This is a genomic window from Nocardioides alkalitolerans DSM 16699 (assembly GCF_000426525.1).
Lineage (GTDB): Bacteria > Actinomycetota > Actinomycetes > Propionibacteriales > Nocardioidaceae > Nocardioides > Nocardioides alkalitolerans.
Genome location: NZ_AUFN01000010.1, coordinates 18,530 through 32,892 on the forward strand (window position 1 = coordinate 18,530; position 14,363 = coordinate 32,892).

19 protein-coding genes and 1 riboswitch are annotated in these 14,363 nt (G+C 73.7%); of the genes, 3 read left to right on the forward strand and 16 right to left on the reverse strand.

The window, feature by feature from the left end:
* Nucleotides 1-39: 39 nt before the first annotated feature.
* The 5 genes from K329_RS0100790 to K329_RS0100810 form a co-directional block, all read right to left on the reverse strand.
* Complete coding sequence (locus K329_RS0100790; protein ID WP_245596395.1) at nucleotides 40-810, reverse strand: TrmH family RNA methyltransferase; 771 nt, start codon at nucleotides 808-810, stop codon at nucleotides 40-42.
* Between the two features lie 32 nt (nucleotides 811-842).
* Nucleotides 843-1,229, reverse strand: a complete 387-nt coding sequence (gene rplT / locus K329_RS0100795) for a 50S ribosomal protein L20 (RefSeq protein ID WP_028471566.1) — start codon at nucleotides 1,227-1,229, stop codon at nucleotides 843-845.
* 80 nt (nucleotides 1,230-1,309) lie between these two features.
* On the reverse strand, nucleotides 1,310-1,504 hold the full coding sequence (gene rpmI / locus K329_RS0100800; RefSeq protein WP_028471567.1) for a 50S ribosomal protein L35: 195 nt from the start codon (nucleotides 1,502-1,504) through the stop codon (nucleotides 1,310-1,312).
* A 78-nt stretch (nucleotides 1,505-1,582) separates the two neighbouring features.
* Nucleotides 1,583-2,332, reverse strand: coding sequence for a translation initiation factor IF-3 (gene infC / locus K329_RS23695; protein ID WP_245596396.1), 750 nt, complete (start codon nucleotides 2,330-2,332; stop codon nucleotides 1,583-1,585).
* Between the two features lie 289 nt (nucleotides 2,333-2,621).
* Nucleotides 2,622-3,143: an SseB family protein gene (locus K329_RS0100810; protein ID WP_028471568.1), complete on the reverse strand. Its 522-nt coding sequence runs from the start codon at nucleotides 3,141-3,143 to the stop codon at nucleotides 2,622-2,624.
* 67 nt (nucleotides 3,144-3,210) lie between these two features.
* Here K329_RS0100810 and K329_RS0100815 point away from each other — a divergent pair, with 67 nt between their 5' ends.
* Genes K329_RS0100815 through K329_RS0100825 form a run of 3 tightly spaced genes read left to right on the forward strand, consistent with a single transcriptional unit; the run spans nucleotide 3,211 to nucleotide 5,618 of the window.
* Nucleotides 3,211-3,690 carry a hypothetical protein gene (locus K329_RS0100815; protein ID WP_028471569.1) on the forward strand — a complete coding sequence of 160 codons (480 nt, stop codon included), beginning with the start codon at nucleotides 3,211-3,213 and terminating at the stop codon, nucleotides 3,688-3,690.
* A 1-nt stretch (nucleotide 3,691) separates the two neighbouring features.
* A complete protein-coding gene (locus K329_RS0100820; protein WP_028471570.1) occupies nucleotides 3,692-4,933 on the forward strand; it encodes an alanine racemase in 1,242 nt (413 codons plus the stop codon).
* Between the two features lie 10 nt (nucleotides 4,934-4,943).
* Nucleotides 4,944-5,618 carry a uridine kinase family protein gene (locus tag K329_RS0100825; protein WP_245596397.1) on the forward strand — a complete coding sequence of 225 codons (675 nt, stop codon included), beginning with the start codon at nucleotides 4,944-4,946 and terminating at the stop codon, nucleotides 5,616-5,618.
* Here the strand turns inward: K329_RS0100825 and K329_RS0100830 are convergent.
* The 11 genes from K329_RS0100830 to ligD form a co-directional block, all read right to left on the reverse strand.
* Entirely contained in the window at nucleotides 5,602-6,051 is a 450-nt protein-coding gene (locus tag K329_RS0100830) for a PH domain-containing protein (RefSeq protein ID WP_028471572.1), read from the reverse strand. The two genes, K329_RS0100825 and K329_RS0100830, sit on opposite strands and share 17 nt — an antisense overlap.
* Nucleotides 6,035-6,904, reverse strand: coding sequence for an ATP phosphoribosyltransferase (gene hisG / locus K329_RS0100835; RefSeq protein WP_211225703.1), 870 nt, complete (start codon nucleotides 6,902-6,904; stop codon nucleotides 6,035-6,037). Before hisG ends, K329_RS0100830 begins: the two co-directional genes overlap by 17 nt.
* A 43-nt stretch (nucleotides 6,905-6,947) precedes the next feature.
* A complete protein-coding gene (locus K329_RS0100840) occupies nucleotides 6,948-7,211 on the reverse strand; it encodes a phosphoribosyl-ATP diphosphatase (protein ID WP_028471574.1) in 264 nt (87 codons plus the stop codon).
* A gap of 31 nt (nucleotides 7,212-7,242) precedes the next feature.
* A complete protein-coding gene (ribH, locus tag K329_RS0100845) occupies nucleotides 7,243-7,716 on the reverse strand; it encodes a 6,7-dimethyl-8-ribityllumazine synthase (RefSeq protein WP_028471575.1) in 474 nt (157 codons plus the stop codon).
* On the reverse strand, nucleotides 7,713-9,140 hold the full coding sequence (locus tag K329_RS23700) for a bifunctional 3,4-dihydroxy-2-butanone-4-phosphate synthase/GTP cyclohydrolase II (RefSeq protein ID WP_084540896.1): 1,428 nt from the start codon (nucleotides 9,138-9,140) through the stop codon (nucleotides 7,713-7,715). The genes ribH and K329_RS23700 overlap by 4 nt, the downstream gene beginning before the upstream one ends.
* A 7-nt stretch (nucleotides 9,141-9,147) precedes the next feature.
* Complete coding sequence (locus K329_RS0100855) at nucleotides 9,148-9,873, reverse strand: nicotinamide mononucleotide transporter family protein (RefSeq protein ID WP_028471576.1); 726 nt, start codon at nucleotides 9,871-9,873, stop codon at nucleotides 9,148-9,150.
* Entirely contained in the window at nucleotides 9,870-10,550 is a 681-nt protein-coding gene (locus K329_RS23705; protein ID WP_084540897.1) for a riboflavin synthase, read from the reverse strand. Before K329_RS23705 ends, K329_RS0100855 begins: the two co-directional genes overlap by 4 nt.
* Nucleotide 10,551: 1 nt before the next feature.
* Nucleotides 10,552-11,619: a bifunctional diaminohydroxyphosphoribosylaminopyrimidine deaminase/5-amino-6-(5-phosphoribosylamino)uracil reductase RibD gene (gene ribD / locus K329_RS0100865; protein ID WP_028471577.1), complete on the reverse strand. Its 1,068-nt coding sequence runs from the start codon at nucleotides 11,617-11,619 to the stop codon at nucleotides 10,552-10,554.
* A gap of 96 nt (nucleotides 11,620-11,715) precedes the next feature.
* Nucleotides 11,716-11,845: riboswitch (FMN riboswitch) on the reverse strand.
* Between the two features lie 5 nt (nucleotides 11,846-11,850).
* The gene (locus K329_RS31840) at nucleotides 11,851-12,639 is read right to left on the reverse strand and encodes a GTP pyrophosphokinase (protein ID WP_157571507.1); all 789 of its coding nucleotides are present in this window, start codon (nucleotides 12,637-12,639) and stop codon (nucleotides 11,851-11,853) included.
* Nucleotides 12,640-12,658: 19 nt separating this feature from the next.
* On the reverse strand, nucleotides 12,659-13,342 hold the full coding sequence (gene rpe / locus K329_RS0100875) for a ribulose-phosphate 3-epimerase (RefSeq protein ID WP_043641817.1): 684 nt from the start codon (nucleotides 13,340-13,342) through the stop codon (nucleotides 12,659-12,661).
* A gap of 5 nt (nucleotides 13,343-13,347) precedes the next feature.
* Nucleotides 13,348-14,319, reverse strand: coding sequence for a non-homologous end-joining DNA ligase (gene ligD, locus K329_RS0100880; RefSeq protein WP_028471579.1), 972 nt, complete (start codon nucleotides 14,317-14,319; stop codon nucleotides 13,348-13,350).
* Nucleotides 14,320-14,363: the final 44 nt, after the last annotated feature.

Here is a 14,363-nt window from a genome sequence, read left to right on the forward strand (position 1 = left end):
CGGAGGGGACCGATCCGAGACGAAAGGTGCGGCGTCCGATCAGGACCGGTGCGCGCGCGCCGAGGCGTAGAGGCAGAGGGCGGCGGCGGTCGAGAGGTTGAGGCTCTCGGCGCGGCCGTGGATCGGGATGGCGACCCGGTGGTCGGCCAGGGCAGCCAGCTCGGGCGGCAGCCCCCAGGCCTCGTTGCCCAGCAGCCAGGCCGTGGGGGCGGCGAGGAGCCCGTCCGCCTCGGCCGCGAAGAGGTCCACCTCGCCGGCGCCGTCGGCGGCCAGCACCTGGAGGCCGGCCGCACGGCAGGCGGTCACGGCGGCGGCCGCGTCGGCGGCCGTGGCCACGGGGAGGTGGAAGAGGCTGCCGACCGATGCGCGGACGGTCTTGGGGTTGTGCGGGTCGACCGCACTGCCGAGGAACGCGACGGCGTCGGCGCCGGCCGCGTCGGCGCAGCGCACGACCGTGCCGGCGTTCCCGGGGTCGCGGATGTCGGCGCAGAGGGCCAGGAGACGCGGGGCGGGGTCGAGCACGTCCGCGAGGGGGACGTCGAGGAGCCCGCACACCGCGACGACCCCGGCCGGGCTGACGGCGTCGCTGAGCGAGGCCATCGCACGGGGCTCGACCAGACGCACGGGCACGTCGGTCGGGATCGCGGCGAGCAGGTCGGCGTACCGCTCCTGCGCCTCGGCGGTCACGAAGACCTCGTGCAGCACCGCGTGGGAGCCGAGGGCTCCCTCGACGGCCTTCGGGCCGTCGACGAGGAACAGCCGCCGCTCGGAACGTACCGAGCGGCGGCTGAGCCTGCGTGCGTCCTTCACCCGGGCGTTGCCCGGGGCGAGGGGCGTGGTGGTCAGGCCGAGACCTTGGGCGCGTTGACGTCCTCGGGCAGGGCGGCCTTCGCCTGGGCGACGATCGCGCTGAAGGCGGCGGGCTCGTTGACGGCCAGCTCCGCGAGGATCTTGCGGTCGACCTCGATGCCGGCCAGGTTCAGGCCCTGGATGAAGCGGTTGTAGGTCAGGCCCTCCGCGCGGACCGCAGCGTTGATGCGCTGGATCCACAGCTTGCGGAAGTTGCCCTTGTTCTTGCGCCGGTCGTTGTAGTTGTAGACCAGCGAGTGGGTGACCTGCTCCTTCGCCTTCCGGTAGAGGCGCGAGCGCTGGCCGCGGTAACCGCTGGCGCGCTCGAGGGTCGTACGGCGCTTCTTCTGGGCGTTGACCGCCCGCTTGACGCGTGCCACTGGGGTACTCCTTGTGTGGTGGAACTCGGGTTCGACCCGGTGCCGGTGGTGACCGGCTCAGGTCGTGGGACGGGGGTGGGTCAGCGACCCAGCAGCTTCTTGGCGCGGGGGACGTCGGCCTTGGCGACCTCGACCGTGCCCGTGAGGCGACGCGTGACCTTCGAGGCCTTCTTCTCGAGGTTGTGGCGCTTGCCGGCCTTCTCCCGCAGGATCTTGCCGCTGCCGGTCACCCGGAAGCGCTTGCCTGCACCCGAGTGGGACTTGTTCTTAGGCATCTGTACTTCACTCTCTTCTCGTTGGCCGGTCCGCCGGTGGGCGGGCCGGCTTCGTCGGTGCTGCCAGCTCGTGGAGGCTCAGGCCTCGATCTCGGGGTCGAGGTTCTCCGACCGACCCCGCTCCTTCTTCTGGGCGGCCGGGGTCACCGCGTTCGCGGCGGTCCGCTCGGCGCGCTCCTCGGCCTGCTCGGCGGCACGCTCGGCGGCGCGCTCCTGCTTCTCGGCCTTGACCTCGGCCTTCGCCTCGGCCTTCTTCTTGTGCGGGCCGATGACCATGGTCATGTTGCGGCCGTCCTGCTTCGGCGAGGACTCGACGAAGCCCAGCTCCGTCACGTCCTCCGCCAGCTTCTGCAGCAGGCGGTAGCCGAGCTCCGGACGGTGCTGCTCGCGACCGCGGAACATGATCGTGATCTTGACCTTGTCGCCGGCGCGGAGGAAGCGGACGACGTGGCCCTTCTTCGTCTCGTAGTCGTGCGAGTCGATCTTGGGCCGGAGCTTCATCTCCTTGATGACCACGTTCGACTGGTTGCGACGTGCCTCACGGGCCTTCTGCGCGTTCTCGTAGCGGAACTTGCCGTAGTCCATGAGCTTGCAGACCGGCGGGCGCGCCGTGGGGGCGACCTCGACCAGGTCGAGACCGGCTTCCTGCGCGAGTCGGAGGGCGTCGCCCGTGGGGACGATGCCGACGGTCTCGCCGTTGGGACCGACGAGTCGGACCTCGGAGACCCGGATCCGATCGTTGATGCGCAGCTCTGTGCTGATGTGTCCTCCTGAAGGGCAAACGGTCGGGCTCCCGGACCGCTCCCGTGGCCGGTGGTGCTCGGCCACAAATGCAGAAAGGCTCCCGCTGGTGTGCAAGCGGAAGCCAGTCGCGACGTCGTCGCCGTACGAGGCGCCCTGGGACGCTGCGTACGTCGGCCGAAGAACCGACGGCGAAGCCGACGACTCTCGGTCGGACCGGACCCGACGACCTGTGCTGACCTCGGGACGAGCCCGGAGGAGCGGCGGTCGGTGCGGGTGGGAGACGGGTGCTGCTGGTCTCCGCTTGGTAGATCGGCGGCGACGCGCGTTGGAGGCACACGTCACCACTGATCGGTCAACGAGAGAGATTAGCGGACTATTCCGCGCCGGCGCCAATCCAGGCCCAGCCGTCGCCGACGCGGGCGAGACGCCACCCGCGCGCGAGGGCGTCGAGGTCGTCGCCGGCCACCACGAAGCGCACCGGTCCGGCGATGTCGACCACCAGGGCGGCCGCGCCGTCCTGGAGCGCCGAGCGGGCCGCGAGGTCCCCGCGCACCGGCACCGGGCGGGCCTCGGGGTTCCACCGGCGCAGCGACTCGTCGCCGGTGAACGCGAGCAGCGCCGTGCGCCCGTCGCGGCCCGTCATCAGCACCGTCGCCATGTCGCTGCTCTTGTCGTGGGCCAGGCCGCGCTCGTCGTGCTCGACCTCGCCGAGCACCGCGACGACCGGCACGAGCAGGCGGCTGTCCGCCACGACGGCGAGGGTCGCGAGGTGGTCCGCGGTGCCCGCGTCGTACGACGCCAGCGCGGCCGTCACCTCGGGCGCGGCGGCGCCGTCGTCGTCGGCGAAGCCCGGCGCCGGGAGGGTGCGTCCGGCGAACCTGTCCTGCTGCTCCATCCCGCCATGGTCGCAGACCCCGCCGCACCGCCCGGGCGCCGGTTCCCGCGCTGGTTAGGGTGGGTGCGTGGACGCGACCTGGCTGGCCCTCGCCGCCGTGCTGACTGCGGTCGGCGCGGCGTGGACCTTCTACGCGTGGCGGAAGCGGGGGGTGGCCTCCGCCGTACGGGGAGCGGGCTTCACGCTCCTCGCCCCCGCCGCCTACCTCACCGGCACCCTCGAGCTCGCCGGGGAGCTGGCCGTCGACATCGGCGACTGGGCCTCGGGCGTCGTCTTCTCCCCCGTCGTGTGGACCGGCGTCGCACTGGCCGGCCTCGGCGTCCTGCTGGTCTTCGTCAGCGGCCTCCTCAGCGCCCGCGGCGTGGGGACGACGCCGCGCCCGCGCGCGGCGGCCGCCCCGGCTGCGCCCGCCCCCGCGGGAGCCGCCGGAGCCGCTCCCGCCCCCGCCGCCCGACCCGCCGTCGGGCGCGGGAAGCCGACCGCCGCACCGGCCGACGACGAGCTCGACGACATCGAGGCCATCCTGCGCCGACGCGGGATCAGCTGACGTGGGGGCGACCCGCGAGACGGTCGCCGGCCTCACCGAGCGCCACCGGCTCCGTGCCCGGCTCGACGCCGCGGTCGCCGGACTCGCGCCTGCACCTCCGACGCCGTGCGCCGTGGTCGACCTCGACGCGTTCGACGCCAACGCCACCGACCTCGTCCGGCGGGCGGGCGGCACGCCGATCCGGGTGGCCTCCAAGTCGCTCCGCGTCCCCGCGCTGCTGGCCCGGGTCCTGGCGCGCGACGGGTTCGCCGGCGTGCTGGGCTACACGCTGGCCGAGGCGCTGTGGCTCCACGAGACCGGCGTCAGCGACGACGTGGTGGTGGCCTACCCGACGGTCGACCGTGCCTCGCTGGCCGCGCTGACGGCCTCCCCCGGAGCCGCAGCGGCCGTCACGCTGATGGTCGACGACGTCGCCCACCTCGACGTGGTCGACTCCGTGCGCTCGTCGCTGGCCGTGCCCGTCCGGGTCGCCCTCGACGTCGACGCCGCCCTCGCCGCGCCCGGCGGGGTCCGGGTCGGTCCGCGCCGCTCGCCGCTGCGCTCGGTGGCCGACGTCGTCGCGCTCGCCGAGGCGGTCCTGGCCCGTCCCGGCTTCCGCCTCGTCGGCGTCATGACCTACGAGGGCCAGGTGGCGGGCGTGCCCGACGACGTGCCCGGCCAGCGGGCGCGGATGGGCGTCGTACGCCGCATCAAGAGCGCCTCGGTGCCCCAGCTCGTCGAGCGACGGGCCGCCGTGGCCGCCGCCCTCGACGACCTGGTGGAGCTCGAGTTCTGGAACGCCGGCGGATCCGGCTCCGTCGAGACCAGCGCCGCCGACCCGGTCGTGACCGAGGTCGCCGCCGGCTCCGGTCTGCTCGTGCCCGGGCTCTTCGACCACTACCGCTCGTTCGTGCCCCGCCCCGCGGCGTACGTCGGGGTGCCCGTCACCCGCCGACCCGACGCACGGACGGCGACGGTGCACGGCGGCGGGTACGTCGCGTCCGGCCCGGTCGGCGTCGACCGCCTGCCGCTCCCCTGGGCTCCCCCGGGTCTCGAGCTGACCTCGTTGGAGGCCGCCGGCGAGGTGCAGACACCCCTGGTCGGCCCCGGGGTCGACGTGCTGCGGGTCGGCGACCTCGTGTGGTTCCGGCACGCGAAGTCGGGCGAGCTCTTCGAGCACACCGACCGGGTGCACCTGCTCAGCGGGCGGGCGATCGGTGAGACCGTCGCCACCTATCGTGGCGCGGGTCGGTCCTTCGGCTGACGATGGACCGATGACCACCTCTCCGGACGGGCAGGTGCAGGACCGGCCGGACGGGCAGGCGGCGCGCGAGCAGGCGTCGTACGACGCCACCCCGACGCCGCTGCGCACGCTCAGCGCCCTGCGCAGCGCCCTCCTGCGGTCCGCCCCGCGCCTCGGGACGGGGCGCCTCGTCTGCGTCGACGGCCCGGCCGGCTCCGGGAAGACCACCCTCGCCGGCGGCCTCGCCGAGCACGTCGTGACTCTCGGTCGCCGCGTGGTGCTGCTGCACATGGACGACCAGTACGAGGGGTGGGCCGGCCTCGACGACGCCCCCCACCGGGTGGCCGACCACGTGCTCGCCCCGCTGGCCGCCGGTGGCGCCGGCCGCTACCGCCGCTACGACTGGCACCGGGGCGGCTTCGCCGAGGAGCACGTGGTGGCGCCGGTCGAGGACGGCGACGTCGTCGTGCTGGAGGGCGTCGGGTCCGGGGCGGTGCAGGTGGCGCCGTACCGCAGCCTGCTGGTCTGGGTCGAGGCGCCCGCCGCCCTGCGGATGCGGCGCGGGCTCGAGCGCGACGGCGCCGAGACGGAGACGGAGTGGCGCGCCTGGACGCGCAGCGAGGCGGTGCACTTCGCCGGCCACGGCACCCGGGCCGCCGCCGACGTGCGCGTCGACGCCTTCGGGAGGATCAGGAGCGGTCGATGAGGCGGCGCAGGTCGCGCAGCGCCGCGGTCGCCCGCGACCCGTCGGAGGCCTGGATGCCCAGGGCCGCCCGGGTGGTGCCGTCGGCGAGGTCGAGCGTCACCCACGGCGCCCCCTGCGGCATGCGCGCCGCGACGACCTGCGCCCACTCGTACTCGTGGTGCCGGTAGCCGTTCACGACGACGAGGTGCTCCTCGGTGGCCGTCACCCGGCACCGCACGAACGCCCAGCCCAGGGCGCCGGCCGCCAGGACGAACGCGATGATCGTGATCCGCTGGTACCAGGAGAACGCCGCCCGGATGTCGTCGGCGAGCAGGAACCAGGCCGCCGCCGACAGCGTCAGCAGCATGACCCCGCAGACCGAGATGGCGATGCGGGTGCCGAGCGGACGCCAGGTGCGGGGCAGCTCGAGGGGCGTCTCAGAGGCGGCAGGCATGGATCTCCGTGAGCAGGATGCCGCGGGCCCCGAGGTCCCACAGCTCGTCCATCAGGCGCTGGGCGCCGGCGCGGGGCACCATCACGCGCACGGCCACCCAGCCGTCGCGGCGCAGCGGCGAGATCGTCGGCGACTCGATGCCGGGAGCGTGCGCGGCGGCGGCCGCCACGTCCTCCTCGGCGATGTCGTAGTCCATCATCACGTAGCTGCGGGCCACCAGGACGCCCTCGATGCGGCGCTTGAAGATCGACAGCTCGGTGGGCGGCGGCGTGCCCTCCCGCGTGATCAGGACGGCCTCGGACTCGAGGATCACGTCGCCGAACGTGGCGAGACCGGCCTGGCGCAGCGTCGAGCCGGTCTCCACGACGTCGGCGATGACGTCGGCGACCCCGAGCTGGATGCTCGTCTCGACCGCGCCGTCCAGGCGGGTGACGGAGGCGTCGAGACCCCGTTCCGCCAGGAAGGCCTCGACCACCCCGACGTACGACGTCGCGATGCGCTTGCCCGCGAGCTGGTCGACCGACGTGAACTCCCCGGCGCGGCCGGCGAAGTAGAACCGGGAGCGGCCGAAGCCGAGCGGGAGGACCTCCTCGGCGCGGGCGCCGGAGTCGCGCAGCAGGTCACGGCCGGTGATGCCGATGTCGAGCGTGCCGTCGGCGACGTAGAGCGCGATGTCGCGCGGCCGCAGGTAGAAGAACTCGACGCCGTTCTCGGCGTCGACGAGCGTCAGGCGCTTGGAGTCGGAGCGCTGGGCGTAGCCGGACTCCGAGAGGATCTCGGCCGCGGCGACGGAGAGCGCGCCCTTGTTGGGCACGGCGACCCGGAGCAGGGGGGCGGTGGTGGGGAGCGTCATGGGGTCCTTCTCGGTGAGCGCGGGGGTGGGGACGGGGCGGCGCTCAGAGATGGGAGTAGACGTCGCTCGGCGTGATGCCGCGGGCCAGCATCAGCACCTGGAGGTGGTAGAGGAGCTGGCTGATCTCCTCCGCCGTCTCGTCCGTCGACTGGTACTCGGCCGCCATCCAGACCTCGGCCGCCTCCTCGACGATCTTCTTGCCGATCGCGTGCACCCCGGCGTCGAGCGCCGCGACGGTGCCCGACCCCTCGGGTCGGGTGCGGGCCTTGCCCTCGAGCTCCGTCCAGAGCTCCTCGAACGTCTTCACGGGGCTCCACCCTACGGCGTCGTGCCGACGGTCAGGTACGCAGGCCGCGGAGCAGCTGCGCGGTCGCGAGCGCCGCGGAGGTCGCCTCGTAGCCCTTGTCCTCGACCGAGCCCTCGAGCCCGGCGCGGTCGAGCGCCTGGGCCTCCGTGTCGCAGGTCAGCACGCCGAAGCCGATCGGCGTACGGGTGTCGATCGAGACCCGCGTCAGGCCGTCCGTGGCCGACGAGCAGACGTACTCGAAGTGCGGCGTCCCACCCCGGATGACGACGCCCAGGGCGACGACCGCGTCGTGGGTGAGCGCCAGCTCGGCCGCCACGACGGACAGCTCGAACGTGCCGGGCACCCGGACGACCGTCGGGTCGGTGACCGACGCGTCGGCCAGGGCCCGGTGCGTGCCGGCGAGGAGGCCGTCCATCACCACGTCGTGCCAGCTGGCGGCGACGACCGCGACGCGCAGGCCGGAGGCGTCCTCGGGACGCTGGTCGGGGGCTCCGTGGCCGCTCATCGGTGGGCTCCTTCGGTGGTCGGGACGGCGGGGGCGTCCGCCGCGTCGTCGTCGAGCGGGATGGTGGCGTTGCCGTTGTCCGGGCCGTCGTGGGCCTGGTGCGCCACGGCGTCGTGGGTGACGGCGTCGTGGGTGACCGGGTCGACGCGGGGCGGGTCGACGACCTGGTCGGCCTCGTCCAGCTCGGGCACGGAGAGCTCGTAGGCGTCGAGGCCGTCCAGCTGGTGGCCCATGCGGTCCCGCTTGGTGAGCAGGTAGGCGATGTTGTGGTCGTTCGGGCGCGGCGTCAGCGCCACCCGCTCGGCCACGTGCACGCCGTACTCCTCGAGGTTCGAGGTCTTCGCGGGGTTGTTGGTGAGCAGCCGCACCGACGCGACGCCGAGGTCGCGCAGGATCTGCGTGGCCGTGCCGTAGTGGCGGGCGTCGGCGGGCAGGCCGAGGTCGAGGTTGGCGTCGACGGTGTCGCGGCCGCCGTCCTGCAGCTGGTAGGCCTGCAGCTTCGCGACGAGGCCGATGCCGCGGCCCTCGTGGCCCCGGAGGTAGACGACGACCCCGCGACCCTCGGCCCGCACCCGCGCCAGCGACTCGTCGAGCTGCGGACCGCAGTCGCAGCGCTGCGAGCCGAAGACGTCGCCGGTGAGGCACTCGGAGTGCACCCGCGTGAGCACCGGCTCGTCGCCGGAGAGGTCGCCGTAGACCAGGGCGACGTGCTCGCTGGCGTCGATGCTGATGCGGTAGCCGTACGCCGTGAACTCGCCGTGCTGGGTGGGCAGACGCGTCTCGGCGACCCGCTGGGCGTGCCGCTCGGTGCGGCGGCGGTAGCGCACCAGCTCCTCGATCGAGATCATCGCCAGGCCGTGCTCGTCGGCGAAGGCGCGCAGCTCGGGGGCCCGCTTCATGGTGCCGTCGTCGTTGACGACCTCCACCAGCACGCCGACGGGCGTGAGGCCCGCGAGGCGGGCGAGGTCGACGGCTGCCTCGGTGTGGCCGCGGCGCACCAGCACGCCACCCTCGCGGTAGCGCAGCGGGAAGACGTGGCCCGGTCGCGTCAGGTCGCCCGGCTCCGTCGCCGAGTCGGCGAGCACCCGCACGGTGTGGGCGCGGTCGGCCGCCGAGATGCCGGTCGTCGTGCCGTCCTTCGCGTCGACCGAGATCGTGTAGGCCGTGCGCAGCTTGTCGCGGTTGTGCGGCGTCATGAGCGGGACCTCGAGGCGGTCGAGCATCTCCCCCGGCATCGGCGCGCAGATGACGCCGCTGCTGTGGCGGACCGTGAAGGCCATCAGCTCGGGCGTCGCCTTGGCGGCGGCGAAGATGATGTCGCCCTCGTTCTCGCGGTCCTCGTCGTCGACGACCACGACGGCCCTGCCGGCGGCGATGTCGGCGACGGCCTGCTCCACGGAGTCCAGACGGACGGTCTCTGCCATGCGGGGTTCAGCTCCTCGAGGTGGCCACGGCGGGCGCCGCGGAGGCGTCCGTCCCGGCGATCAGGGTGGGGTCGGGCACGACGCGCAGCCGGCGCTCGGCGCGCCACCAGGTGACGAAGCCGAGCACGACGAACGCGGCGTACACCAGGTACATCACGGCGGTCGGGTAGTAGCCGGCCTTCAGCAGCGAGCTCACGCCCACCACGTCGACGGCGAGCCACACGAGCCAGAACTCGACCCAGCCGCGGGCCATGCCGTAGGTGGCGAGCATCGAGCCGGCGAGGATCCAGGCCTCGGTGGCCGGGGCCCACGAGCCGATCACGTGCAGCAGCGCGTACGACGCGGCGTACCCGACCACGCCGAGCAGCGCGAGCTGGGCGAGCCCCGACCTGCCGGCCCAGCGGGGCGTGACCGCTCCCCCGTCGGCGGCGCCGCCGGCGCGGCGCAGGCTCGCCCACCGCCACCAGCCGTAGGCGCTGACGACGGCGAAGAACACCTGGCGGCCGGCCTGGCCCCACAGCGGCTCGGCGACGACGTTGCTCAGCTCGCCGTACGCGAACACCGAGAACAGCAGGGCGTTGCCGATCAGGCCCACGGGCCAGGCCCACACGACCCGGCGCATGCCGAGCAGGGCGCTGGCGAGGCCGAAGACGTTGCCGACGACCTCCGGGACCGAGAGGTAGCCGCCGCCGACCTCGAGGTGGCCGTGCAGCAGCCACTCGAGCGGGCTCACCGGGGTTCCTCGGCAGCGGGCGTGGCGGGGGTGGCGGGCGTGACGGGGGCGCCGGTGCCGGTCATGCGGGCCAGGTAGCCGTCGGCGTACCCGCCCACGACCAGCCGCTCGACGTGCTTGGCGATGACGTCGGCCTCGAGGTTCACCGGCTCCCCGACCTCCCGGAAGCCGAGGGTGGTGCGGGCCAGCGTCTCGGGGATGAGGCTGACGGTGAAGCTCGACTCCCCCACCTCGACGATCGTCAGGCTGATGCCGTCGACGGTGATCGAGCCCTTCTCCACGAGGTACGGCGCGAGCGACGGCGGGTAGGCGACCTCGACGAGGGTCCAGTGCTCGCTCGGGCTGCGGCGCACGACCTCTCCGACGCCGTCGACGTGGCCCTGCACGATGTGACCGCCGAGGCGCTGGTCGACGCGGACGGCGCGCTCGAGGTTCACGCGGTCGCCGACCACGCGGCGCCCCAGCGAGGTGCGCTCGAGGGACTCGGCCATCACGTCGGCCGTCCAGGTGGCGTCGTCGTACGACGTCACGGTGAGGCAGCAGCCGTCGACGGCGATCGAGTCGCCCGGGTGCACGTCCCCCAGCACGACGTCGGCCCGCAGCGTCAGTCGGATGGCGTCGCTCTGCTGCTCGATGGCCTCGACGGAGCCGAGCTCCTCGACGATTCCCGTGAACACGTCAGTCCTCCTCGGACGGCGCCGGCGCGGCGCGCAGGGTGATGCGGATGTTCGTGTCGGCACCGTCGCCGACCGTGGCCACCTCGGTGACCCGGAGGCGCAACGCGTCGGCGATCGTGGTGATTCCGAGGTCGCCCACGGCGTTGCGGCCGGCGCCGAGCAGGACGGGCGCGACGTACGCCACGACCTCGTCGACGAAGCCGTCGGCCACGAAGGCCGCGGCCAGCGTGGGGCCGCCCTCGAGGAAGACGTGGCGCCGCTCCCGCTCGTGCAGGGTCGCCAGGGCCTCGCGGGGGCTGCGGGTCCGGATCTGGAGCGTCTGCGCGTCGCCGTTGAGCACGCGGGCGTCGGCCGGCAGCGATCGCAGGCCCATCACGGCGCGCAGCGGCTGGAGCGGGAGGGGCACGTCGTCGGCGTCGCGGACGGTGAGGAGCGGGTCGTCCGTGAGCACCGTGCCGGTGCCGACGAGCATCGTGTCGCACCCGGCGCGCAGGCGGTGGGTGTCGAGGCGGGCCGGCCGCGAGCTGATCCAGCGGCTCGTGCCGTCGGCGGCGGCGCTGCGACCGTCGAGCGTGGTGGCGAACTTCCAGGTCACGAACGGGCGCCCGTGGGTGACGGCGAAGGTCCAGGCCCGGTTGAGGGCGGCGGCGGCCTCCGCCTCCACGCCCACGACCACCTCGACCCCGCCGTCGCGGAGCGTGCGGGCGCCACCGGCGGCCTGGGGGTTGGGGTCGGACTGGGCGACGACGACCCGCCGTACGCCCGCGGCCAGCAGCGCCTGCGCGCAGGGCCCGGTGCGTCCCGTGTGGTTGCAGGGCTCGAGCGTGACGACGGCGGTCGCGCCGCGGACGTCGATGCCGGCCGCCTCGGCCCGCGCCAGGGCGTGGGCCTCGGCGTGGGGCGTGCCGGCGCCGCGGTGGTAGCCCTCGACGAGCACCCGGCCCTCGGGGTCGAGGATCACGCAGCCCACCCGTGGGTTCGGTCCGGGGACGCCGTGGACGCCCGCGATCAGGAGCGCACGCTCCATCGCGTCACGCTCGGCTGGCGTGGCGGTGTCGTCCGCAGGCATGTGCCCTCCCGGTCCGGTCGCGGACGCTGGGGGGTCTCGGGGCGCGTGCGGGTCGACGACGCGACGGACCCTCACCGGGACCGGCGTCGTGACCCTCTGCGTGCGCTTCCCATCCGGACTCTCACCGTCGGTCCAGGACTCCCACCTGGTCAGCCGATCGCTGGCGGCGATCGGGTCGCGGACTCTCACCGCCGGCTCGGAATTGCACCGACCCCAGTGCACGCGAGTTGGTCAACTCGTCGCCGGCGATTCTGGCACACGTCCCTCGTCGGCCTCCGGAGGTCCACCCGACGGACGCGACGGCCCACCCTGGGGACGTCCGCCGAGCGCGCGCACCTCCTCGCGGAGCCGGGCCATCTGACGGTCGAGACGGTCGGCGGTGAGGGCCGCCTCGTGCAACTCGTCGAGGAGCCGTTGCGGCACCTCGCGGTCGTAGCGGTAGTAGATCTTGTGCTCGACGCTGGCCCAGAAGTCCATGGCGATCGTGCGGATCTGGATCTCGACCGGGACGTTCTCGACGTGGTCGGAGAGGTAGACCGGGACCTGCACGATCACGTGGAGGCTCTGGTAGCCGTTCTCCTTCGGCGTGGCGATGTAGTCCTTGGTCTCGAGCACGCTGACGTCGGGCTGCGACGTGAGCATGTCGGCGATCCAGTACGCGTCGGAGACGAAGGCGCAGGTCACCCGGATGCCGGCGATGTCACGGATGGTCGCGCGGATCGCGTCGACCTGGGGCTCCACGCCGAGGCGGCCGACCTTGGCCATCAGGCTGTCGACCGACTTCAGCCGCGTGCGCACGTGCTCGATCGGGCTGTACTCGTGCGTCTCCTCGAACTCCTCGCGCAGGATCGTGATCTTCGTGAGGATCTCGTCCATCGCGAACTTGTAGTGCAGCCGGAACCGCGTCACGTCCCGCTGCAGCGCACGCAGCGCCCGGCGCGGGTCACCGCCGCCGCCGTCGCCGTCCGCGTCCGTCGCCGCACGGAGGATCCGTGCGAGCAGGTCCTCACCGTCCATCATGGCCACCCCCGTGTGCCGTTCAGCCGTGCTGCGGGGTCGTCGGTGGGCGGGCAGCCGCGGCGGCGTCGCGCAGCGCGGTGACCATGGCGTCCGGGTCGTCGGCGGAGTAGACGGCACTGCCGGCCACGAACACGTCCGCCCCGGCCTCCGCGCAGCGCTCGATCGTCTCGAGGGAGACCCCGCCGTCCACCTGCAGCCAGGTCTCGACGCCCAGGGCGTCGAGCAGCGCCCGCGTACGGCGGATCTTGGGCAGCACCAGGTCGAGGAACTTCTGCCCGCCGAAGCCCGGCTCGACCGTCATCAGCAGCAGCATGTCGAGCTCGCCCAGCATGTCGGCGTACGGCTCGATCGGCGTCGCCGGCTTGAGCGCCATGCTCGCGCGACCGCCCGCGGCCCGGATCTCCCGCGCCAGGCGCACCGGAGCTGCCGCGGCCTCGACGTGGAACGTCACGGACGCGCAGCCGGCCTCGACGTACGTCGGGGCGTGCCGGTCGGCGTCGGCGATCATCAGGTGCGCGTCGAGCGGCAGGTCGGTGGAGCGCGCCAGCGCCTCCACCATCGTCGGGCCGAACGTGAGGTTCGGGACGAAGTGGTTGTCCATCACGTCGACGTGGACCATGTCCGCGCCCGAGATCCGGGCCACCTCCGCTCCGAGGTTCGCGAAGTCGGCGTTGAGGATGCTCGGCGTGATCTGGACTCCCACGGCGGTCAGGCTACCGGCTCGTCGCTGTCCGCCGGCGGGGGCTCGGCGCCCTCGGCCGCGTCGCGGTCGGCCCACTCCAGCAGGGGCGCGAGGTCGAACGGGTGGCGGTCGGCGTGCAGGTCGGCGTGCAGGTCGCCGAGCTCGGCGAACCGGGCCGGCACCGTGAACATCGTCAGGTCCCGCGGGTCGGCGTCGTCGATCTCGTCCCAGCGGATCGGGGTCGAGACCCGGGCGTCGGGCAGGCCGCGCAGGGAGTAGGCGGCGGCGATCGTGTGGTCGCGGGTGTTCTGGTTGTAGTCGACGAACACCTTGGCGGGGTCGCGGTCCTTGCGCCACCAGGCAGTCGTCACGTCGTCGGTACGGCGCTCGACCTCGCGCGCGAACGCGTGGGCGGCCCGCCGTACGTCGGGGAAGCCGTGGGTGGGCGGGATCCGGACGTAGACGTGGAGGCCCTTGCTGCCGCTCGTCTTGGGGTAGCCGACGGCACCCAGCTCGTCGAGCACCTCCTGGACGACGTGGGCCACCCGCCGCACCGTCGCGTAGTCGCACGCCTCGCCCGGGTCGAGGTCGATGCGCCACTCGTCGGGCTGCTCCACCTCGCCGCGACGGCTGTTCCACGGGTGGAACTCGACCGTCGACATCTGCACCGCCCAGATCACGGCGGCCGGCTCCGTCACGCAGAGCTCGTCGGCCGTGCGGTTCCAGCGCGGGAAGTGCAGCCGCACCGTCTCGACCCACTCGGGCGCGCCCGCGGGGATCCGCTTCTGGTGGACCTTGTCGCCCGCCAGACCCTTCGGGAAGCGGTGGAGCATGCACGGCCGCTCCCAGAGCGCGCCGGTGATGCCCTCGGCGACCGCGAGGTAGTACTCGACGACGTCGAGCTTGGTCGCGCCGGACTCCGGGAAGTAGACGCGGTCGGGGTTGCTGACCCGGACCACGCGGTCCTCGACCTCGATCTCGACGGCAGGCGACGGCACCCGGCCAACCTAGGCCATGGACGGAGCGGCGGGGAGCGTCCGGC